General features: G+C 53.1%; 25 protein-coding genes. 9 read left to right on the top strand and 16 right to left on the bottom strand.

Going from position 1 to position 19,344, the window contains the following annotated elements:
- Positions 1-65 precede the first annotated feature (65 nt).
- Positions 66-293, top strand: coding sequence for a YceK/YidQ family lipoprotein (locus H650_RS25010; RefSeq protein ID WP_071925280.1), 228 nt, complete (start codon positions 66-68; stop codon positions 291-293).
- On the opposite strand, the gene H650_RS23075 is transcribed toward H650_RS25010, so the two are convergent.
- The 3 genes from H650_RS23075 to H650_RS23085 form a co-directional block, all read right to left on the bottom strand.
- A complete protein-coding gene (locus H650_RS23075; RefSeq protein WP_020457413.1) occupies positions 294-683 on the bottom strand; it encodes a MysB family protein in 390 nt (129 codons plus the stop codon).
- Positions 684-1,026: 343 nt separating this feature from the next.
- Positions 1,027-2,274, bottom strand: a complete 1,248-nt coding sequence (gene mdtG / locus H650_RS23080) for a multidrug efflux MFS transporter MdtG (protein WP_020457414.1) — start codon at positions 2,272-2,274, stop codon at positions 1,027-1,029.
- Between the two features lie 138 nt (positions 2,275-2,412).
- Positions 2,413-3,333 (bottom strand): Kdo(2)-lipid IV(A) acyltransferase, encoded by a 921-nt coding sequence (locus tag H650_RS23085; protein ID WP_020457415.1) that lies wholly within the window; start codon positions 3,331-3,333, stop codon positions 2,413-2,415.
- A gap of 217 nt (positions 3,334-3,550) precedes the next feature.
- Between H650_RS23085 and trhO the strand changes: the two genes are divergently transcribed.
- Positions 3,551-4,600, top strand: a complete 1,050-nt coding sequence (gene trhO, locus H650_RS23090; RefSeq protein ID WP_020457416.1) for an oxygen-dependent tRNA uridine(34) hydroxylase TrhO — start codon at positions 3,551-3,553, stop codon at positions 4,598-4,600.
- Positions 4,601-4,634: 34 nt separating this feature from the next.
- Here trhO and H650_RS23095 read toward each other — a convergent pair whose 3' ends face one another.
- The 10 genes from H650_RS23095 to mdtH form a co-directional block, all read right to left on the bottom strand.
- Positions 4,635-5,210 (bottom strand): YceI family protein, encoded by a 576-nt coding sequence (locus tag H650_RS23095; protein WP_020457417.1) that lies wholly within the window; start codon positions 5,208-5,210, stop codon positions 4,635-4,637.
- A 1-nt stretch (position 5,211) separates the two neighbouring features.
- Positions 5,212-5,778, bottom strand: a complete 567-nt coding sequence (locus tag H650_RS23100; RefSeq protein WP_020457418.1) for a cytochrome b — start codon at positions 5,776-5,778, stop codon at positions 5,212-5,214.
- 259 nt (positions 5,779-6,037) lie between these two features.
- Entirely contained in the window at positions 6,038-6,154 is a 117-nt protein-coding gene (locus H650_RS25015; protein WP_020457419.1) for a YceO family protein, read from the bottom strand.
- A 51-nt stretch (positions 6,155-6,205) separates the two neighbouring features.
- On the bottom strand, positions 6,206-7,324 hold the full coding sequence (gene solA / locus H650_RS23105; protein ID WP_020457420.1) for an N-methyl-L-tryptophan oxidase: 1,119 nt from the start codon (positions 7,322-7,324) through the stop codon (positions 6,206-6,208).
- Between the two features lie 120 nt (positions 7,325-7,444).
- A complete protein-coding gene (bssS, locus tag H650_RS23110) occupies positions 7,445-7,699 on the bottom strand; it encodes a biofilm formation regulator BssS (protein ID WP_017456389.1) in 255 nt (84 codons plus the stop codon).
- 277 nt (positions 7,700-7,976) lie between these two features.
- Complete coding sequence (gene dinI / locus H650_RS23115) at positions 7,977-8,222, bottom strand: DNA damage-inducible protein I (protein ID WP_017456390.1); 246 nt, start codon at positions 8,220-8,222, stop codon at positions 7,977-7,979.
- Positions 8,223-8,297: 75 nt separating this feature from the next.
- Positions 8,298-9,338, bottom strand: coding sequence for a dihydroorotase (pyrC, locus tag H650_RS23120; protein ID WP_020457421.1), 1,041 nt, complete (start codon positions 9,336-9,338; stop codon positions 8,298-8,300).
- A 115-nt stretch (positions 9,339-9,453) separates the two neighbouring features.
- Complete coding sequence (locus H650_RS23125; protein ID WP_020457422.1) at positions 9,454-10,014, bottom strand: lipoprotein; 561 nt, start codon at positions 10,012-10,014, stop codon at positions 9,454-9,456.
- A 123-nt stretch (positions 10,015-10,137) separates the two neighbouring features.
- The gene (gene grxB / locus H650_RS23130) at positions 10,138-10,785 is read right to left on the bottom strand and encodes a glutaredoxin 2 (protein ID WP_020457423.1); all 648 of its coding nucleotides are present in this window, start codon (positions 10,783-10,785) and stop codon (positions 10,138-10,140) included.
- 65 nt (positions 10,786-10,850) lie between these two features.
- Positions 10,851-12,059: a multidrug efflux MFS transporter MdtH gene (mdtH, locus tag H650_RS23135; RefSeq protein ID WP_020457424.1), complete on the bottom strand. Its 1,209-nt coding sequence runs from the start codon at positions 12,057-12,059 to the stop codon at positions 10,851-10,853.
- Positions 12,060-12,296: 237 nt separating this feature from the next.
- On the opposite strand from mdtH, the gene rimJ reads away from it, so the two are divergent.
- From rimJ to murJ, 4 genes are all read left to right on the top strand, one after another.
- Complete coding sequence (gene rimJ, locus H650_RS23140) at positions 12,297-12,881, top strand: ribosomal protein S5-alanine N-acetyltransferase (protein WP_020457425.1); 585 nt, start codon at positions 12,297-12,299, stop codon at positions 12,879-12,881.
- A gap of 9 nt (positions 12,882-12,890) precedes the next feature.
- On the top strand, positions 12,891-13,538 hold the full coding sequence (locus tag H650_RS23145) for a YceH family protein (RefSeq protein ID WP_020457426.1): 648 nt from the start codon (positions 12,891-12,893) through the stop codon (positions 13,536-13,538).
- Between the two features lie 2 nt (positions 13,539-13,540).
- Entirely contained in the window at positions 13,541-14,464 is a 924-nt protein-coding gene (locus H650_RS23150; RefSeq protein ID WP_020457427.1) for a Gfo/Idh/MocA family protein, read from the top strand.
- Positions 14,465-14,571: 107 nt separating this feature from the next.
- A complete protein-coding gene (gene murJ / locus H650_RS23155) occupies positions 14,572-16,110 on the top strand; it encodes a murein biosynthesis integral membrane protein MurJ (RefSeq protein ID WP_020457428.1) in 1,539 nt (512 codons plus the stop codon).
- 80 nt (positions 16,111-16,190) lie between these two features.
- On the opposite strand, the gene flgN is transcribed toward murJ, so the two are convergent.
- The 3 genes from flgN to flgA form a co-directional block, all read right to left on the bottom strand.
- Complete coding sequence (gene flgN / locus H650_RS23160) at positions 16,191-16,613, bottom strand: flagella biosynthesis chaperone FlgN (RefSeq protein ID WP_020457429.1); 423 nt, start codon at positions 16,611-16,613, stop codon at positions 16,191-16,193.
- A 4-nt stretch (positions 16,614-16,617) separates the two neighbouring features.
- A complete protein-coding gene (gene flgM, locus H650_RS23165) occupies positions 16,618-16,911 on the bottom strand; it encodes a flagellar biosynthesis anti-sigma factor FlgM (RefSeq protein WP_017456400.1) in 294 nt (97 codons plus the stop codon).
- Between the two features lie 94 nt (positions 16,912-17,005).
- Positions 17,006-17,665 carry a flagellar basal body P-ring formation chaperone FlgA gene (flgA, locus tag H650_RS23170; RefSeq protein ID WP_020457430.1) on the bottom strand — a complete coding sequence of 220 codons (660 nt, stop codon included), beginning with the start codon at positions 17,663-17,665 and terminating at the stop codon, positions 17,006-17,008.
- A 157-nt stretch (positions 17,666-17,822) separates the two neighbouring features.
- Here flgA and flgB point away from each other — a divergent pair, with 157 nt between their 5' ends.
- From flgB to flgD, 3 genes are read left to right on the top strand one after another with little or no spacing between them, the layout of a single operon-like run.
- On the top strand, positions 17,823-18,239 hold the full coding sequence (gene flgB, locus H650_RS23175) for a flagellar basal body rod protein FlgB (RefSeq protein ID WP_017456402.1): 417 nt from the start codon (positions 17,823-17,825) through the stop codon (positions 18,237-18,239).
- A 4-nt stretch (positions 18,240-18,243) separates the two neighbouring features.
- The gene (flgC, locus tag H650_RS23180; protein WP_020457431.1) at positions 18,244-18,648 is read left to right on the top strand and encodes a flagellar basal body rod protein FlgC; all 405 of its coding nucleotides are present in this window, start codon (positions 18,244-18,246) and stop codon (positions 18,646-18,648) included.
- An 11-nt stretch (positions 18,649-18,659) separates the two neighbouring features.
- Entirely contained in the window at positions 18,660-19,340 is a 681-nt protein-coding gene (flgD, locus tag H650_RS23185) for a flagellar hook assembly protein FlgD (protein ID WP_020457432.1), read from the top strand.
- Positions 19,341-19,344 lie beyond the last annotated feature (4 nt).

Below are 19,344 nucleotides of genomic sequence, written 5' to 3' on the forward strand. Positions count from 1 at the left end.
ATTAAGGAAATACCGGCCTGAGAGCCGGTATTTTTTTATCTGTATCAGATAAGAAGAGGTTGTCTGTGAGAGTAATTTTGGTAGTCGTCATGGCGTGTCTGCTAAGCGGTTGCGGCAGCATCGTCAGCCGGACAATCCCTGGCCAGGGACACGGTAATCAGTATTACCCCGGCGTTAAGTGGGATGTCCGCGACTCCGCGTGGCGCTACATTACCGTACTTGATTTACCTTTCTCACTGGTGTTTGACACACTTTTGTTACCGCTGGATGCTCATCACGGCCCTTACGAGTAATCAGCGCTCGTCCCACTCGTCAGCGGCTGTCTGTCCCTCTTCGGTATCAAGCGGTGGTTCCAGCTGGAATTCACCCTCGTCCCATTCATGCAGCGTATTCTCTTCCTGCCACTCCTGGCTTATCTCGATCTCATCGAAATCGCCGTCAAAGACACTTTGTGCGGCTTCACCGCTGAAAAGAGGCAAGCATTCGCCAGGCTCTTCTTCATCCGCAAAAAACTCAGCGCGCCACGCGATATCGCCATCCTGAAGAACATACTTTTGCACATTGAATTGCTGCACGCTGATTTCTTCTTCATCAAGATCCGGGTTGTCGGCAATAAATAATTCCCGCGCGGCATCAATTGCTTCCGACAGTGTTGAGTAATACTCCAGTTCAGTTTCGGCCATATCATCGCTCCTGAAATAACAGTAAAAAAGGTATGCACAAACCTATAGACGCTGGCTTTGCGAGCGTCAAATTTGTCATAAATAAATCAGCGATTTCATGGCATAACGAGAAAGGTGTCGCGCTGAATAACAGTACATCTGCGGGAGCCGTGACGAATGTTTGTGACTGCGTTTTATGTTTAACGTGTTGCAAGATAAAGATGGTCAGTCATGCCAGTTATTTCGCTTTTCGGTTTTGATTAATTCGGGAAATACGCACGAAACAGCGTCGCTTTTTTATGCGCGGGACAGCATGGATGTGAGGTAAATATCTATTGTATCGGGTGGGCGATCACGCTTTACGCTACTCCTGGCGTTGAACGCTGCGGGTTGCCTCGGTTCTGGCCCGGCGGGCAGGGCGCTGCAAACTGCACCATGAATAGATGGCATTAAACAGAACGACGCCCGCCGTCACGCAAAACACCGCACGAAAACCGTAGCTGGCCGAGACCGCCGCACCCATCAGCGGGCCGGTAACATTACCAATATCGCGGAATGACTGGTTGTAACTGAATATCCGTCCGGCAATTTGACTGGTGGAGTTGTAGACCAGCAACGTTTGCACCGCAGGGAGCAAGGCGCCGTCTGCAGCGCCGAGCAGGAAGCGCAAAATGCCCAGTTGCCACGGCGTTTGCACCATTGACATTGGCAGCAGTAGCAGGACGGAGATTATTAATGCCGCGACGAGGATTTTCTCCGGGCCGATTTTGTCGCCCAATTTGCCCAGACGAGGTGCGCTAAGCAGTGCCGCGACGCCAGGCACGGAGGCAATCATGCCGCTGATAAAGGCAATGTTGCTGACATTACCCGCAAGATCGCGCACATAGAGTGTCAGAATCGGCGCAATAGAGCCCGTCGCTACCTGGATAATCATGGTGGTGATGAACAGGCTCAACACCAGTTTGGGGCTTTTTAGCGAGGCGAAAACCTCTTTGAAGTGCAACATCTCGCGTTTTGCCACCGGGGTGAAATTTTCGCGGATGCAAAGTAGCGTGAGCAGAAAGCAGATAAAAAGCACAGAAGCGGTAATAAAAAAGACCATCCGCAAACCCCAGCTATCGGCCAGCAAACCACCGGCCAGCGGGCCAAGCAGCGCGCCGCTGACGCCTCCCGTTGAGAGCGTCCCCAGCGCCCAGCCGCTTTTATTGCGCGGCATTTGCGTGGCGATCAGGGCATTTGCGTTGGGGATAAAACCGCCCAGCAAACCGAGCAACGCCCGCAGCACAAGGAGCTGCCAGACATTTTGTGCGATGCCCATTAACGCCATAACAATCGCCATGCCGAGCGCGGAACGCAGTAGCATGATTTTGCGTCCTTTACGGTCGGCAAGACCGCCCCAGAAGGGAGAAGCGATGGCAGAGAACAGGAAGGTGATGCTAAAGACTAAACCGGACCACATATTGAGCGCACCGGGATCGGTGATGCCAAGCTGCTCGACATAGAGGGGGATAAAGGGCATCACCAGGCTAAACGCTGCGCCAGTGAGAAAACAGCCAAACCAGGCAACGGTGAGATTGCGCTTCCAGTTTATTGGGGCATCAGAGTGAGACATAACCGTCCATAACAGCACACATTAATAATAGTCGATAGTAAGCATGCTAATTATGCGCCCGGGTTATGATTGCCGCAATGCGCTGACGCAGGTTTGTATGACAAAAAAAGAGCCTGCATTTGCAGGCTCTTTATCGCTTCAGTAGCGAGAGGGGACGCCTTCCGGGCGCGTTTTGAAGCGGCGATGCAGCCACATATATTGCTCTGGCGCCATCATAATGCAGCGCTCAACCACTTTGTTCATCCATGCTGCGGTGGTTTCTGCGTCATCGAGCGGAGGAGAGCATTCCGGTTCGAGAATAATCAGTTCATACCCTTTACCGTCCGGTTTACGCCGTGGAACAAAAGGAACGATACAGGCCTGGGACATGCGGGCCAGCATCCAGGTTCCTGACGTGGAAGCCGCATCTTTAACGGCAAAGAAAGGGGCGAAAACGCTGGCGCGCGGGCCGTAGTCATGATCGGGCGCGTACCAAACGACATCACCCGCTTTCAGGGCGCGGATCATGCCTTTGAGATCTTTACGGTCGATCATGCTTTTATTAGAACGCATGCGGCCCCAGGTTTGCAGCAGATCAATAACCGGGTTGTCGTTCGGGCGATAGACACCAATACCTGGCTCGTTCAGACCAAACATGCGGGCACCGATCTCCAGCGTCAAAAAATGGACGCCGATCAGCAAAATTCCTCGCCCCTGCGCCTGCACGCTTCTGACATGTTCAAAATCGATAACGTCCATCCAGCGTGACATCCGGCGATCGGACCAGAACCAGGCCATGCCGGTTTCCATCAAACCCATGCCAACCGACTCAAAATTTTTTGCGACCATTTTCTGCCGCTCTGTTTCGCTCATGTGCGGAAAGCAGAGTTCGAGATTGCGCTGCGCAATACGCGCGCGACGTTTCATCAGGCGCTGCGCCAGGTGACCAATGCCACAGCCGAGGCGGTAAATCACGGGATAGGGGAGTTGAACAACTAACCACAGCATGCCGACCCCGAACCAGAGAGCCCAGTAGCGCGGGTGCAGCAGCGATGCCGTAAACTTGGGTAAATGCGTCATGACTGTCCTGTTTGAAGCAACAATTCCCTGTATTCTCGCATTTTTTCGGAATTAACCAAAACCATGGCGCACAGAATGCCTGTTTTGTCAGGAATTGTTGCGTCGTAATCGTTAGAATGAGAGAAAATGTAGCGCAAAATGTGTGGATGTAAATTATCAGTATTTGCTTTATGATGCCGCCGTTTTTTCACCCCTAACTTTGCAGGACACGTACACCATGCCAGTGTTACACAACCGCATATCCAATGATGAACTGAAGGCGCGGATGCTCGCGGAAACGGAACCGCGCGTTACCGTCTCGTTCTATAAATATTTCTCGATTATTAATCCGCAAGCCACGCGCGACGCGCTCTACCAGGCTTTTAGCCAGTTGAACGTGTTTGGCCGTATTTACCTTGCCCATGAAGGTATCAATGCGCAAATCAGCGTGCCACAAAGTAAATTCGATACCTTTCGCCAGACGCTTTATGCGTTCGATCCGGCGCTCGACGGCCTGCGTTTAAATATCGCGATTGATGATGACGGTAAATCCTTCTGGGTGCTGCGCATGAAAGTCCGCGACAGGATTGTTGCCGACGGTATCGAAGATGAGAGTTTTGACGCCAGCGATGTGGGGGATTATCTGAAAGCGGCGGAAGTGAATGCCATGCTCGACGATCCTGAGGCGGTGTTCATTGATATGCGCAATCACTACGAATACGAAGTCGGACATTTCGCTGGTGCGCTGGAGATCCCGGCGGATACGTTCCGCGAGCAGCTACCGAAAGCGGTCGAAATGATGCAGGAACATAAAGATAAGAAAATCGTTATGTACTGCACCGGCGGTATTCGCTGCGAGAAAGCGAGTGCCTGGATGAAGCATAACGGCTTCACTAAAGTGTGGCATATCGAAGGCGGCATTATCGAATATGCGCGCCGCGCGCGCGAACAGGGCTTGCCGGTGCGTTTTATCGGTAAAAACTTTGTATTTGATGAGCGTATGGGCGAGCGCATTTCCGATGACGTTATTGCTCATTGCCATCAGTGCGGCACTCCCTGCGATTCCCATACCAATTGTCGCAATGACGGCTGCCATTTGCTGTTTATTCAGTGTCCGGCCTGCGCTGAGAAATTTAATGGTTGCTGCAGTGAGCTGTGCAAAGAAGAGAGCGAATTGCCGGAAGAAGAGCAGCGTAAACGTCGCGCCGGGCGGGAGAATGGCAACAAAATCTTTAACAAATCCCGTGGTCGTCTGAATACCAAACTGGGGATTCCGGATCCGGAATAAACCCTGGGGAGAGGGTTGCCCCTCTCCCGCAATCTTACTTCTGACGCACGCCTTCCACGGAAATAATCAGTTCAACGTCCTGTGACGCCGGACCCAGATCGGTGGTGATGTTAAAATCTTTCAGCTTAATTTTGCCGGAAGCTTCAAAGCCTGCGCGCACGCCGCCCCACGGATCATCGCCCTGGCCCATCAGTTTCGCCGCCAGCACTACCGGTTTGGTGACGCCATTCAGCGTCAGATTGCCGGTAATATCCAGCCCGTCACCCGCTTTTTTCACCTCGGTTGAAGTAAAGGTTGCCTGCGGGAATTTGGCGACATTCAGGAATTCAGCACTGCGTAAGTGTTTATCACGCTCGGCGTGGTTGGTATCGACACTGTTAGTGTTAATGGTCACGTTCACTTTGTCTGAGGCCGGGTTGGCTTCGTCGAAGCTAAACGTCCCGTCGAAATCTTTAAACGTGCCATAGAGCCAGCTATAGCCGAGGTGCTGGATACGAAAATTAACGAAGGCGTGTTGACCCTCTTTATCAATTTTGTAGTCCGCAGCGATAGCAGAACCCGTGGTGAACAGCAGCGAAGCGAGAGCGAGTCCCGGCAGGATTTTCTTCATATTATGCTCCAGAGTCAGGCGACGATTTCCCCAGCATGCGCTTGAGAGTGACGTCTTTATCGATGAAATGGTGTTTAATCGCGGCAAGGCCATGTAATACGGACAGCACAACCACTGTCCATGCCAGCCAGAGGTGAATATTTCCGGCAAGGTCGGCTTGCGATCCGGCATCGGCAAGCGTTGCGGGGATCTCGAACAGGCCGAAAACGTTGATGGGTTTACCGTCGGCCGTGGAGATGAGATAGCCGCTGAAAAGAATGCCGAACAACAGCAAATAGAGCGCGATATGAACAAGCACGGCGCTGATATGCGTCAGACGTGAATAGCTGGCGAGCGGCTTTGGCGGCGGGGAAAGAAAACGCCACACTACCCGGAACACGAGGCCGAGCATGAGCAAAATGCCGATGCTCTTATGGAGCTCAGGCGCTTTATGATACCAGCCGTCGTAATAGCTCAGTGTCACCATCCACAGACCCAACGCGAACATACCATAAACCACAATGGCTACCAGCCAGTGCAGAACAATAGAAACGGCGCCGTAGCGCTCAGGTGAATTGCGTAATGGCATAATTGTTAATCTGGGTTAATAACTGGTTAAATTAAAATGGCGGGAGAAAAACAATATTGCAACTCAAAATTACGCTATTGGATCGTTATTTTTTCTATATCATCGTTTTTGAATGACTTTGCTGGATAACATTCAGCACATTAGGTGGACTGTGGTGTAAGTCCTCAATTTATTAAGGTTTTGTTGCGGAGAGGATGTTTAAATATTCTGCCCTGAAAATATATTTTTATAAGTATATGTCAGTTTTTGTCAGTGTTTATCAAGATGCCCATACGATATAGATAATATCGATCAGTGCGATAAGTAACCATAGCGCAATATAAAGCATCAAATGTTCACGCACGTTATTTATTAAGTAATGAAACAGACGGCGCATATTCTCTCCGTAAAAATGCGATAAGCGACCCCGAACGAGGCCGCTGAAAGGTTACCCGGTAAAACGGGAAAGTGAGAAAGGTTGTAAATCAAAATGCGAACGTTTGCCGTGGGCAAATTCACAGGCAATTTCGCCCAGCACTGGCGCAAATTTGAAACCGTGTCCGCTAAGACCAGTGACAATCAGCGTGTCCGGGGATCCCGGCAGCGTATCAATAATAAAGTCTTCATCCGGAGAGTTATCGTAGGTGCAGGATGCACCGTACAAGCACCCACCGATGCCGGGCAGAAACTGGCGCAGGAAAGCGAAACATTCGGAGCCATCTCCCGGCTCTTCGCCAAACGGCTTACGCTGCTGCGCGTCGCTGATAAGCTGCCCGCCGTTGTGACGGCCAATTTTTAATTCATTGTCTTCCGCCGGGAAGCCGTAATACTGGTCGCCATTGGGCATTTCACCGGTAAACGCCGGGAATTTGTTTTTGGTGCTGTAACGGCCATCGGCCTGGAACCACGCAAAAACTTTGCGGACCGGTTGTATCGGCAATGCCGGCAGCAGTTTTTGCACCCACGTCCCCGCGCTGACAAGAACTTTTTTGCCGTGGAATGTCCCTTCCCGGGTATCGATGCTGATACCGTCTTCATGATGATGCAGCGCGGTGACCGGGCAATTGAAGAGCTGAGCGCAGCCCGCCTCTTTGGCAAGACGGATCCAGGTCTTTACCGCCAGTTCGCTACGCAGCACACCGGAGTCGGCTTCAAACAGGCCGATGTAATCGTCGGGTACGCGGATTTCCGGCCAGCGAGCCATCAGTGACGGGGCATCGAGTTTTTCGACGGCCAGCTGCCACTGCGCTGCGCTTTGCGCGACGTTAGCCAAAAAAGTGGAATCAGCCGGACCAATATTGATAACGCCTGTACGGTCAAATACCGCTTCGCCGCTTTCCGCCGCCAGTTGCTCCCACAACTGCTGCGCGCGCAACACCAGCGGAACATATTTCTCGCCTTCGCCGTAAGCGTGGCGAATTAAACGCGTATCACCGTGGTGGCTGCCTTCCTTATGGGGCGGCAGGTGAGCGTCGGTCATCAGCACATTCAGCCTGCTTTGCGTGGCGTAATAGCCTGCCGCTGCGCCGACAGAGCCGCTGCCAATAATAATGAGATCGTATTTCATGGTGGTGTTCTCCAGGCAAATGCGTGTTCAGGAGGGTAATTAACCTGGGAACGTTATACAAGGACAGAAATAAGAAAGGCACCACAAGGGTGCCTGTTGAGTCTATATAGCGCATTATCACTAATGCCTGCGATACTCATCTTCCTGGTAGTCGCCCGATTCAATCTTGGCAATGCCCGCTTCGAGTATCGATATAAACTGGCGGGCAACATCGGTCGTTAACCACAACGTCTGGCCGACTTCGGTCTCTTCCTGAGCGGCTCTGTTTGGGGTCTGGTAGTGCAACCGGAGCATCAGTGCGTCGTAGCTATCCACGGTGCTGATGTCCCATCCGACCAGTGGATGGGTCTGGATGACTTCATTATTCTTTACCATCATAACCCCCTTTATTGGCGTGTTTAATTCGACAACGACTCTTGAGGTTCAATGCGTGTTTTATTTGAAGCTTTTTCAGTATACCAACAAGTGGGGTTGTAGATCGAATAATTAAACACTCTGCAACATGTTTTTTCGGCCGTTAGATTTTTTTGAATAAGAAAACGGGCTCTTAACCATATATTTTTATTAAAAAAGATCTGCACCAGGATTGCGCTTAAAAAAACAACAAAAAAAGCCGGGGCGACCCGGCAATAAGCACAAACTTAAAGAGAAATTAGTCGGTGATAAACCAGTCGTCGGCGCTTTCCCAGGTTTCCTGCAAAATTTCAGTTATGCGATCTTTATCTTCTTTTGCACCGCCTAAAACCGAAAGATTATTTGCTGCGGCATAGCGAACCGTAATTTTGTTTTCGCGATCGGGGTAACAATTGTTCAGACGTCGAGATAACTCGCCCGCCAGTGCATCAACAGCGCCAGGCGGTAAGGGTGTGGTTTTGGCGATAGTCACTTCAATGCGCATAATAGCCCCCTGTGTAATTTACTGTATGTTTATACAGTTAAGCGGAAAATATTACAACAGGGAGCGATAATTTTTTTATTTAACCCGCCAGCGCACGGTTTCACCGGCGAGGAACGGCACCAGTGAATCTTCCGGCAGCGCAATCGTCTCTGGCACCTGGCTCTCTTCACGCACCAGCTCAACAAACGTTTCGTTCACCGGTAAGCCATAGAAACGTGGCCCGTTGACGGAACAGAACGCTTCAAAGTGCTGGAGGGCGTTCATCTCTTCGAACACGGTTGCATAACTGCCAAGCGCGGTGGGGGCGTTGAAACAACCGGCGCAGCCGCAACTGGCCTCTTTACGATGACGCGCATGCGGCGCAGAGTCCGTACCGAGAAACGCGCGCGTAAAGCCGCTGGCAACCAGTTCGCGCAGCGCCTGCTGGTGAATATTACGCTTCAGGATCGGCAGGCAATAAAGATGCGGGCGCACGCCACCGACCAGCATATGGTTACGGTTAAACATCAGATGCTGAGGGGTAATGGTCGCGGCCAGCAGCTCATTGCCATCGCGCACATAATCTGCGGCATCTTTGGTCGTAATATGCTCAAACACCACTTTCAGCCCCGGTAGGCGCTGGCGTAACGGTTCCATGACCGTTTCGATAAACCGCGCTTCGCGATCGAAAATATCAATATCCGCGTGCGTCACTTCACCATGCACCAGCAGCGGCATGCCCAGTTTCTCCATCCGTTCCAGAACCGGCATAATCGCATCAATGCTGGTAACACCATGGCTGGAGTTGGTTGTGGCATTCGCCGGATAGAGTTTCGCTGCCGTAAATACCTGCTGGTTAAAGCCGCGTTCGACTTCATCGGCGCTCAGGCTATCGGTCAGATAGCAGGTCATTAATGGCGTAAAATCATGCCCGGCGGGTACGGCGTCAAGAATACGCTGGCGGTAGGCGATAGCCGCATCCACAGTGGTGACAGGAGGAGCAAGGTTCGGCATGACAATGGCGCGGGCGTAAGTTTCGCTGGTCCACGGCACCACGGTTTTTAGCATTTCGCCATCACGTAAATGGACATGCCAGTCGTCAGGACGGCGGATTTTCAAAACCTGGGGTTGGGTCATTGGAGTGCTCCGGCTGGTGAGAACAGGTGTTTTTTGCCGGGCACTAAGAATAAGCGGAAACGTTTTCGTTTGCATCCTTTTCCTGAAAAAAAGGGCGCTCGCGGCGCCCTGTAATTTAGTCGGTGAGGGGGATAATAATTTCCCCCGGTTTCACCTCAATCCCTTTGGCATATTTTTTCGCCAGCGCCTCGCCTTTGCTGTTGTCTTCTTTCAGCACATAAGCAGGGCGTTGGTTAAAGTAATTGCGCAGCGATTGATTAAGATAAGGCATCAACGTTTGTAACACGGTCTGCATTTTTTCCGGTGTCACGGTGGCGTTAACCACTTCCATCTCTTGCAGGTAAATCGCGCCTTTTTCTTTATCAAACACCGGCAACGCTTTGAGTTTCAATTTGATGATGGCTTTCTGGTTGCCAAATAGCGAGGTCATATCCAGATTCGCATCACCGGTCAGCGTGATTTTATTGGGTTCTTCGCGACCGATTTCACTGGCCAGGTTATTCAGCACAATATGGGCATCCGCAACACCGGGCACGCCAATGTCTTTGGCGAAGTCGTTACGCTTCTGTAGCGCCTGGTTAATCTCCTGTTCGCTGATAGAATATTGGGTCAGTTGATTGCACCCCACCAGCACGCCGCTCAACAGTAATGCTGCGGCAAAAATAATTCTCTTCATGAATTCCTCAACGTGATTGCCATGCTACGACGCAGGGGCGTAGCATGCGACACACGCTAAATAAAGGCCAGCGGAAAAAGCTGAAAGGCATGACGGAAGCGGGCGCGCTTCCGTCATGGGCGGTTAAATAGCCATTGATGACAGCAAGTTAATTTGTGTCTGTTTCGCCATATTGTCGCGGTATGCTGCAACGCGGCTTGGCCAGTTGATACCGCTTACCAGCGTCAGATTACGCAGCAGCGGGAAGAGATGAATATCATCATCGGAGAGTTCTCCGTTCACCGCGTTGGGCTGAACAATCAATTTATCCAGCACACGTAAATCGTCGCTGATATTTTTCGCTAACCCCGCCGAATGGCTGAGATGTTCGGCGAAATCGCCAATGGCGGCCTCTTTTTTGGCCACAAATCCGGCGCGCGCCTGCGGCGTGGAAAATTCGTCAAACGCCGATTTCGCAAAGCGGGGGATCAATAACTTATTAACGTAACCATTAACCTTGCGCAGCCACTCTTCGATTTTCGGGTTTTGCGTGCCGGTAAGCAGCGGTTTGCCATCGAGCTTATCGACATAGTGAACAATATCCATGCTTTCCGGCAGATAGCGGCTGTCGTCCTTTTGCAGGATCGGCACCATTTTCTGGCCAATCATTTTCGTCGGTGTGGCTTCGTCATCATTGAGCAGGATCTTGAGTTCGACGGGGATGTTCTTGAGGCCGAAAATCATGCGGGCTTTAATGCAGAACGGGCAGTGATCGTAAATGTAGAGTTTCACGTTTCTCCTCCATACTGGCTTATCCATCAATTACCAGTATGGAAGAGGGAAAACCGGCGTGCAAATCAGGCGCCGGGCTCGAGCATGGTCGGGCGAATACGTTTGTGGCTAAATTGCCACAGTAGCGCCATGGAGGTAATCATCCCGATAACGCCAAGCATCATCCACGGCAACTCTGGCTGGTTAAATGCTTTCCCGGCGTCAAACAGCCAGCCGCCACCGGCATAACCAAGCGCGCCACCGAAGGCCAGCCCAAGACGGCTGAACCCCATATAGCTGCCGCGCGCACGGGAATCGGCCAGCTGTGCGCTTAACGTTTCCCGCGCGGGTTCGGCAATTATGGAGCCAATATAGAAGGTGCAAATCAGCGTGAAGAGCTGCTGCAGCGTGCCGACCATCCCCACCGGCAGCAGGCTGAAGGACATCACCAGCAGACCGGCCATCAATCGATGCTCAAGACGAAAGCGTTTTTCACTCCAGCGAGCAATAGGGTAGAGCAGCGTCAGCGACAGACAGGCTTCAATGGCATACATCCACTTCACTGCCGCCGGTGAGCCGGCAATGTCGTTAACCATAATCGGCAGCATCAACATGACCTGCACCGCCAGCATGTAATAACCGGTAAGGGTCAGCACGTAAGTCACAAAGCGCTTGTCACGCAGCACACGCGTCAGACCTTCGCGCACCGGTGCTTTCACCGTTGAGAGTTTCCAGGCAGGCAGCAGCCAGGCGTTAAATGCGGCACATAAAATAAACATCAGCGCACCGGCCGCACATACCAGACGAAAGTCATATTGCAGCAGCCAGCTGCCAAGCAGCGCGCCAATAACGGCGCCCGCGCTGTCCTGCATCATTAATAGCGAGAAAAAACGGCTGCGCTGATTAGGGCGCACCAGTTTCACCACCAGCGCGGAGCGCGGCGGATCAAACAGCGTGCCGCCCAGCCCGGAAAGAATACAGGAAAGCCACAGCAGCCAGGGTTCATGCGCCACCGCCATCGCGGCAAAACCGCCCGCGCGCATCAGCATGCCGGTGACAATCAACGGCTTGGCGCCGAAGCGGTCGGCAATCGCACCGCCGAAAATCCCCAACCCTTGTTGAATAAACTGACGCAAACCGAGCGCAATGCCGACCATTAACGCCGCCCAGCCAAGCTGGTCAACAAAGCGGATAGAAATCAGTGGGAAGACAACGAAAAAGCCGAGAACAACCAGCATATTATCGACAAGCAGGAAATATTTACCCAGGCTCCTTGCCTGCGATATGCGCGCCATTTCCCCTCCGGGAAATAAGAAAGATAAGACCTTCTTATTCTGCGGTTTCGCCGGGCCTTTTCCCATCTTCGTGGTGACAATATTTTTTTATCAACGTCTGCCTTTGATTGAGACTTTTCATCGAAAATGGTGTTTGACGCAGAAAATGCCATGTTGCTGTTTTCCCACAGCCCCGGAGCAACTGTATAGTAAAGGGAAGGGGTTAAAAGAGTCGTAAAACGGAAGGAGTGGTAATGCATGTTTGGCTATCGCAGTAACGTGCCGAAAGTACGCTTAGTAACAGACCGCCTGGTGGTTCGCCTGGTGCATGAGCGTGACGCCTGGCGGCTGGCGGATTATTACGCCGAAAACCGCCAGTTTTTAAAACCCTGGGAACCCGTGCGCGATGAAAGCCATTGTTATCCTTCCGGTTGGCAGGCGCGCCTGAGCATGATCAATGAATTTCATAAACAGGGTTCCGCATTCTACTTTGCGCTGCTCGATCCGGAAGAGAAAGAGATAATTGGCGTGGCGAATTTCTCAAACGTGGTGCGCGGCTCTTTTCATGCCTGTTATCTGGGGTATTCCGTCGGCCAGAAATGGCAGGGGCAGGGGCTGATGTTCGAAGCGCTCACCACCGCCATTCGCTATATGCAACGCACGCAACATATGCATCGCATTATGGCGAACTACATGCCGCACAATAAACGCAGCGGTGATTTGCTGGCGAGGCTTGGCTTTGAAAAAGAGGGCTATGCCAAATCGTATCTGTTAATTGACGGGCAATGGCGCGATCACGTGCTTACCGCATTAACCACGCAGGAATGGACCCCCGGTCGCTAAGGAGTTTTGATGAAGTATCAATTAACCGCCGTCGAGGCGAGGGTGATTGGTTGTTTACTGGAAAAACAGGTGACGACGCCGGAGCAATACCCGCTCTCCATTAATGGTGTTGTCACTGCCTGTAATCAAAAAACCAACCGTGAACCGGTGATGAACCTTGCTGAACACGAGGTGCAAACGGTGCTGGATGAACTGGTCAAGCGCCATTATCTGCGCACGGTAAGCGGTTTTGGTAACCGGGTGACAAAATATGAGCAGCGTTTTTGTAATTCGGAATTTGGCGATCTCAAACTTAGTTCTGCCGAAGTGGCGCTGATCACTACGCTGTTACTGCGCGGGCCGCAAACGCCGGGCGAGTTGCGCACCCGCGGCGAACGGATGCATCAGTTCAGCGATATGGCTGAAGTGGAAAATGCGTTAGAACATCTGGCAACGCGTGAAGACGGGCCGTATGTGGTGCGTCTGCCGAGAGAGCCGGGCAAACGCGAAAGCCGCTTTATGCATCTTTTCAGCGGCGATGTGCAGACGCTGGTGGATGTTGTGGAAGCCGTCAGCCCGCCGGATGCGTCTCTGGCAGCGCGTGTCGATGCGCTGGAAGCGGAAGTGGCTGAACTGAAGCAGCGTCTCGATTCGCTGCTCGCACATCTGGGAGATTAACAGTGACAACTTTACGTATCGGTGTGGTAGGGCTTGGCGGCATAGCGCAAAAGGCCTGGTTGCCGGTGTTAGGCGCAGCAACAGACTGGACGCTGGCGGCGGCCTGGTCGCCAACGCGGGAAAAGGCGCTGCGCGTGTGCGAAACCTGGCGCATTCCGTATGCCGACTCGCTGGCTTCCCTGGCGGCACAATGCGATGCGGTTTTTGTCCACACTTCCACGGCTTCACACTATGCGGTCGTCAGTGAGTTGCTCAATCTCGGTGTACACGTTTGTGTGGATAAACCGCTGGCGGAAAACTTACAGGATGCGGAGCGGCTTATTGAGCTGGCCGCACGTAAAAAACTGACGCTGATGGTCGGGTTTAACCGCCGTTACTCCCCGCTTTACCGCGAGCTAAAACAGCAGATGCCGCAGGCCGCTTCGTTGCGTATGGATAAACACCGTACCGATAGCGTCGGGCCGCATGATTTACGCTTCACCCTGCTGGATGACTACCTGCACGTTGTGGATACCGCGCTATGGCTGGCGGGCGGTGCCGCGCAATTAAAAAGCGGTACGCTGCTGACCAATGACGACGGCGCTATGATTTATGCCGAGCACCATTTCAGTGTTGAACACCTGCAAATTACCACCAGCATGCATCGCCGGGCGGGCAGCCAGCGGGAATGGGTTCAGGCGGTGACGGACGGTGGCTTATTCGACATAACCGACATGCGCGAGTGGCGCGAAGAACGCGGGCAGGGCGTTGTCGCCCGTCCGGTGGCGGGCTGGCAGAGTGTGCTGGAGCAGCGCGGTTTCGCCGGATGCGCCCGCCATTTCATTGAATGCGTGCAAAATCAGACAGTTCCGGAAACCGCAGGTGAGCAAGCGATCCTCGCCCAGCGCGTGGTAGACAAGCTCTGGCGCGAGGCGATGAGTGAATAATGCCCGGTAACATCTGGCGATAGTAATTCGCCTTTTTCCCTGTAGACTAAGCGCTTCGCTGTACATCAACGCCTGCATTGCAGGCGTTGTGTCTTATGGAAACCAGAATGAACCTATTAAAATCGCTGGCGGCTGTCAGCTCCATGACGATGTTTTCCCGCGTGCTGGGTTTTGCGCGCGACGCCATTGTGGCAAGGGTGTTTGGTGCGGGAATGGCGACCGACGCCTTTTTCGTGGCGTTCAAACTGCCAAATTTATTGCGCCGCATTTTTGCAGAGGGGGCGTTTTCTCAGGCCTTTGTGCCGATCCTCGCCGAGTACAAAAGCAAACAGGGTGAAGATGCGACGCGGGTGTTTGTCTCCTATGTCTGCGGGTTGCTGACGCTGGCGCTGGCCATCGTCACCGTGGCCGGGATGCTGGCGGCACCGTGGGTGATCCTCGTCACCGCACCGGGTTTTGCCGATACGGCGGATAAATTCAACTTAACCTCGCAACTGCTGCGCATTACCTTCCCTTACATTCTGCTGATCTCGCTGGCGTCGCTGGCCGGGGCGATCCTCAATACCTGGAATCGCTTTTCGGTGCCGGCGTTTGCGCCGACATTCTTAAACATCAGCATGATTGGCTTTGCGCTGTTTGCTGCTCCCTATTTCCACCCGCCGGTACTGGCGCTGGCCTGGGCTGTTACGGTCGGCGGTGTGCTGCAACTGGTGTATCAGCTGCCGCACCTGAAGAAGATCGGCATGCTGGTGCTGCCGCGCATCAGCTTCCACGATGCCGGGGCGATGCGGGTTATCAAACAGATGGGGCCGGCCATTCTGGGGGTTTCGGTCAGCCAGATCTCGCTTATCATCAACACCATTTTCGCCTCGTTTCTGGTTTCCGGTTCCGTGTCGTGGATGTATTACGCTGACCGCCTGATGGAGTTTCCCTCCGGCGTGCTTGGCGTGGCGCTTGGCACTATCCTGTTACCGTCGTTGTCGAAAAGTTTCGCCAGCGGGAACCACGACGAATATTGCCGCCTGATGGATTGGGGGCTGCGGCTCTGCTTTCTGCTGGCGTTGCCCAGCGCCGTAGCGCTCGGCATCCTGGCGAAACCGTTGACCGTTTCGCTGTTCCAGTACGGTAAATTCACCGCGTTTGATGCATCAATGACCCAGCGCGCGCTGATCGCCTACTCGGTGGGGCTGATGGGGCTTATCGTGGTTAAAGTGCTGGCGCCGGGCTTCTACTCGCGACAGAACATTAAAACGCCGGTGAAGATTGCCATTGTCACGCTGGTGATGACGCAATTAATGAACCTTGCGTTTATCGGGCCGCTGAAACACGCCGGGTTGTCGCTGTCGATTGGCCTGGCGGCCTGTCTGAATGCCGGGCTGCTTTACTGGCAACTGCGTAAGCAGCAGATCTTTACGCCGCAGCCGGGCTGGGCAAGTTTCCTGCTGCGTCTGGTGGTTGCGGTGCTGGTGATGGCAGCGGCATTAATGGGCATGCTGTATGTCATGCCGGAGTGGTCAACTGGCACTATGCCTTATCGCCTGCTGCGGCTGATGGCTGTCGTGCTGGTCGGGGTGATGGCCTATTTCGCCACGCTTGCGCTGCTGGGCTTTAAAGTGAAAGAGTTCGCGCGGCGGACTACGGTGTAAGTCTGCTCAGCGAAGTGGAAGCGGGAAAACAGAAAAGCAAATTGCCAGGGAATTATCCCTGGCAAAGAAGACGGGTCTTATTAAATCGAGATTTTCTTTCCGCCACGGCTGGCGGAAGCGGTATAGCCATTCGCGCCGTACAGGCTCGGTTCCTGATGCGGCTTTAGCAGTTCCAGCGCTTGCTGGTTACGCGCAATTTGTCCTTCCAGCAGCCATCCATTGTGCTGGTTAAGGTCGCGCAAATGCTGCGTTTTCTGCGTAATGGTTTGCCAGCGATCGGCGATGTCGTCGTTCGCGCTATGCTGCGCTTTTTGTGCCGAACGACGCTGTTGCTCCAGGTAATCCAGTGTCGCGAGCAATGAGCTTTTTTCTTCCGTGATACGCTGCAGTGCGCTGCTTTGAATGTTACCTACGGAAAGCTGTTTTTGCTCAGCATCCATCACGTCTTTAAGAGCGCTCAGGATAACTGTCATTTGATCAAGAATGTCTGACAGTCGATTCATACTGTTATTTACTCTGCAAGTAACTCTTCGCTTCATCAATCAGGGCATCAGCGATTTTGCCGGTGTCCATCTTCAGTTCACCATTACGGATCGCGGTTTTCAGCTGTTCCACGCGTTCCATATTGATGTCATTCGCGCCAGCCTGCATCAGCTTGGTCTGCGCGCCGCTGAGGGTCACGCTGGTGCTGTTTGCCGTAGCCGCTTTTTCCAGACGCGTTTTCTGCGTTTGGGTCTCGTTAGTTTCGCGCTGTTGAACGGAACTAACCGGTTTTAAAGACGATGTGCGATCAATGCTCATAGTGTTGTCCTCATCGAGGTATCCCGGCGTTTCGGGCCTGATATCTTTAGTCGTTGCTTAATTATCGGCAGGCGACATGAATTCTTTAAAAAGATTATAGGTTAATCAGAATATTCCCATCAGCGTTCACTGTACCGCTGACAATCTGCCCTGAAGCCATGCGCACACGGGCGTTTTGCGCCACCGCCGCATTGTTCAGTGCCTGACCTTCGCCGTTCACACTAAAGCCATCGCCCGACGCCACGACCTGTACACGCTGACCCGCTTTAACCCGCCACGCCTGGCGCAACATTGACAGTTGAATCGCCTGGCCTGGAGTAAGATCGCGCAAACTGACCGCATCCTGCGCCTGGGTAATATCCAGCATCGTTCTCGGCGGCAACTGATCGAGGCGGCCGCGTTTTAGCGTCACGCTGCCGGGCTGCAACAGGCTGCCACGGGCAACGGACTGCGCTGCCACCACATAGTTACCGGTCGCCTGAACCTCCACCTGCAAATAGCGCTTAACATCTGCGCAATTCGCCAGCACGTTCAGGTTCCCCCACAGTTTAGCGTTCCCGAGCACGCTCAGCGCTGGCTGCTCGCAACTGGGTAACAGATTTTGCGGGGTGCGTATATTTACCACTACCTCGTCGCTAAAGCCAGCAAGACGTTGAGCAAAAAATGACGTCAGCTGTGATTGCAAGTTAGCGGCCTGAGCAAAGGCGCTTAAAAACAGTAAGGTCGCGGCTAAACCGCCTTTCAACGTGTTCATCGCAGACTCCTGCCTGTTGAGTGGTTGAGGGGATTTTAACCGCATGGTCAACCTATCAACGCAATAAATAGCGACGCATTTTGCCCTTATTCCAGCGATAAGTTTGTCAGCGGAGATTTAAGCTGTTGGCTAAATAATTGTCATCAGTGGGGGAGCCATGCTCGATAAACTTGATGCCGCACTTCGTTTCCAGCAAGAAGCGCTGAACCTGAGCGCCCAGCGTCAGGAAATTCTGGCGGCAAACATCGCCAACGCCGATACCCCGGGGTTTCAGGCGCGCGATATTGATTTCGCCAGCGAATTGAAAAAAGTCATGGAGCGTGGGCGTGCTGAAGGCAGCGGCGTTGCGTTGACCATGACCTCTTCGCGCCATATCCCGGCGCAGGCGATGAGCGGACCGTCTACCGATTTGCTGTACCGCATTCCTGATCAGCCTTCGCTGGATGGCAACACCGTGGATATGGATCGTGAACGTACGCAGTTCGCTGACAACAGCGTTAAATACCAGACCGGCTTGACCGTGCTGGGTGGGCAGATCAAAAGCATGATGAGTGTTCTGCAACAGGGGAACTAATTAAATGGCATTACTGAATATCTTTGATGTCGCAGGCTCCGCGCTGACCGCGCAGTCCAAACGTTTGAACGTGGCCGCCAGTAACATGGCGAACGCCGACAGCGTGACCGGGCCCGATGGTCAGCCGTATCGCGCTAAGCAGGTTGTGTTCCAGGTGGACGCTGCGCCCGGGCAAGCGACCGGCGGTGTAAAAGTTGCTGATGTGATTGAAAGCCAGGCACCGGACAAACTGGTTTACGAACCAGGTAACCCGCTGGCTGATGCGAATGGCTACGTCAAAATGCCCAATGTTGATGTGGTCGGCGAAATGGTGAACACCATGTCTGCGTCCCGCAGCTACCAGGCGAACGTTGAAGTGCTTAATACCGTTAAGAGCATGATGCTCAAAACCCTCACGCTCGGACAGTAAAGGAGACGCGCATGTCTATCGCCGTAAGAGTGGATGACCCGACAAATAACGGTGTCTCCTCGACCAGTAACAACACCAGCGCAACCGGAACAAACAGTGCATCCGACCTGCAAGGCAGCTTTTTAACGCTGCTGGTCGCGCAACTGAAAAACCAGGACCCGACTAACCCGCTGCAGAACAACGAACTGACCACTCAGCTGGCGCAAATCAGCACCGTGAGCGGGATTGAAAAACTGAACACCACCCTCGGTTCGATTTCCGGACAGATCGACAACAGCCAGTCGCTGCAGGCGACAAACCTGATTGGCCATGGCGTGATGATCCCGGGACAGACCGTTCTGGTGGGCAAAGAAACCTCAACGCCGTTTGGCGTGGAACTGACGCAAGCCGCCGATAAAGTGACCGCTACCGTGACCAGTAAAGACGGTACCGTGGTGCGCACTATTGATATTGGCTCGCTGACTGCCGGTGTCCACACCTTCAGTTGGGACGGAAAGATGACGGATGGAACAGCGGCACCCGATGGCTCTTATAAAGTCTCTATCGCCGCCAGCTCTGGCGCAACACAGCTGGTTGCCCAGCCGCTGCAGTTTGCTCTGGTGCAAGGTGTTACCCGCGGCAGCAACGGTAGCACACTGGATTTAGGTACTTACGGTACCACCACACTCGACGAAGTACGGCAGATTATCTAAGCCA

Source organism: Enterobacter sp. R4-368 (assembly GCF_000410515.1).
Lineage (GTDB): Bacteria > Pseudomonadota > Gammaproteobacteria > Enterobacterales > Enterobacteriaceae > Kosakonia.

What these genes read in the sequence shown, in the direction of transcription:
- H650_RS23075 (WP_020457413.1), bottom strand. Translation starts at nt 683, where the DNA reads ATGGCCGAAACTGAACTGGAGTATTACTCAACACTGTCGGAAGCAATT.
- mdtG (WP_020457414.1), bottom strand. Translation starts at nt 2,274, where the DNA reads ATGTCTCACTCTGATGCCCCAATAAACTGGAAGCGCAATCTCACCGTT.
- H650_RS23085 (WP_020457415.1), bottom strand. Translation starts at nt 3,333, where the DNA reads ATGACGCATTTACCCAAGTTTACGGCATCGCTGCTGCACCCGCGCTAC.
- trhO (WP_020457416.1), top strand. Translation starts at nt 3,551, where the DNA reads ATGCCAGTGTTACACAACCGCATATCCAATGATGAACTGAAGGCGCGG.
- H650_RS23095 (WP_020457417.1), bottom strand. Translation starts at nt 5,210, where the DNA reads ATGAAGAAAATCCTGCCGGGACTCGCTCTCGCTTCGCTGCTGTTCACC.
- H650_RS23100 (WP_020457418.1), bottom strand. Translation starts at nt 5,778, where the DNA reads ATGCCATTACGCAATTCACCTGAGCGCTACGGCGCCGTTTCTATTGTT.
- H650_RS25015 (WP_020457419.1), bottom strand. Translation starts at nt 6,154, where the DNA reads ATGCGCCGTCTGTTTCATTACTTAATAAATAACGTGCGTGAACATTTG.
- solA (WP_020457420.1), bottom strand. Translation starts at nt 7,324, where the DNA reads ATGAAATACGATCTCATTATTATTGGCAGCGGCTCTGTCGGCGCAGCG.
- bssS (WP_017456389.1), bottom strand. Translation starts at nt 7,699, where the DNA reads ATGGTAAAGAATAATGAAGTCATCCAGACCCATCCACTGGTCGGATGG.
- dinI (WP_017456390.1), bottom strand. Translation starts at nt 8,222, where the DNA reads ATGCGCATTGAAGTGACTATCGCCAAAACCACACCCTTACCGCCTGGC.
- pyrC (WP_020457421.1), bottom strand. Translation starts at nt 9,338, where the DNA reads ATGACCCAACCCCAGGTTTTGAAAATCCGCCGTCCTGACGACTGGCAT.
- H650_RS23125 (WP_020457422.1), bottom strand. Translation starts at nt 10,014, where the DNA reads ATGAAGAGAATTATTTTTGCCGCAGCATTACTGTTGAGCGGCGTGCTG.
- mdtH (WP_020457424.1), bottom strand. Translation starts at nt 12,059, where the DNA reads ATGGCGCGCATATCGCAGGCAAGGAGCCTGGGTAAATATTTCCTGCTT.
- rimJ (WP_020457425.1), top strand. Translation starts at nt 12,297, where the DNA reads ATGTTTGGCTATCGCAGTAACGTGCCGAAAGTACGCTTAGTAACAGAC.
- H650_RS23145 (WP_020457426.1), top strand. Translation starts at nt 12,891, where the DNA reads ATGAAGTATCAATTAACCGCCGTCGAGGCGAGGGTGATTGGTTGTTTA.
- murJ (WP_020457428.1), top strand. Translation starts at nt 14,572, where the DNA reads ATGAACCTATTAAAATCGCTGGCGGCTGTCAGCTCCATGACGATGTTT.
- flgN (WP_020457429.1), bottom strand. Translation starts at nt 16,613, where the DNA reads ATGAATCGACTGTCAGACATTCTTGATCAAATGACAGTTATCCTGAGC.
- flgM (WP_017456400.1), bottom strand. Translation starts at nt 16,911, where the DNA reads ATGAGCATTGATCGCACATCGTCTTTAAAACCGGTTAGTTCCGTTCAA.
- flgA (WP_020457430.1), bottom strand. Translation starts at nt 17,665, where the DNA reads ATGAACACGTTGAAAGGCGGTTTAGCCGCGACCTTACTGTTTTTAAGC.
- flgB (WP_017456402.1), top strand. Translation starts at nt 17,823, where the DNA reads ATGCTCGATAAACTTGATGCCGCACTTCGTTTCCAGCAAGAAGCGCTG.
- flgC (WP_020457431.1), top strand. Translation starts at nt 18,244, where the DNA reads ATGGCATTACTGAATATCTTTGATGTCGCAGGCTCCGCGCTGACCGCG.
- flgD (WP_020457432.1), top strand. Translation starts at nt 18,660, where the DNA reads ATGTCTATCGCCGTAAGAGTGGATGACCCGACAAATAACGGTGTCTCC.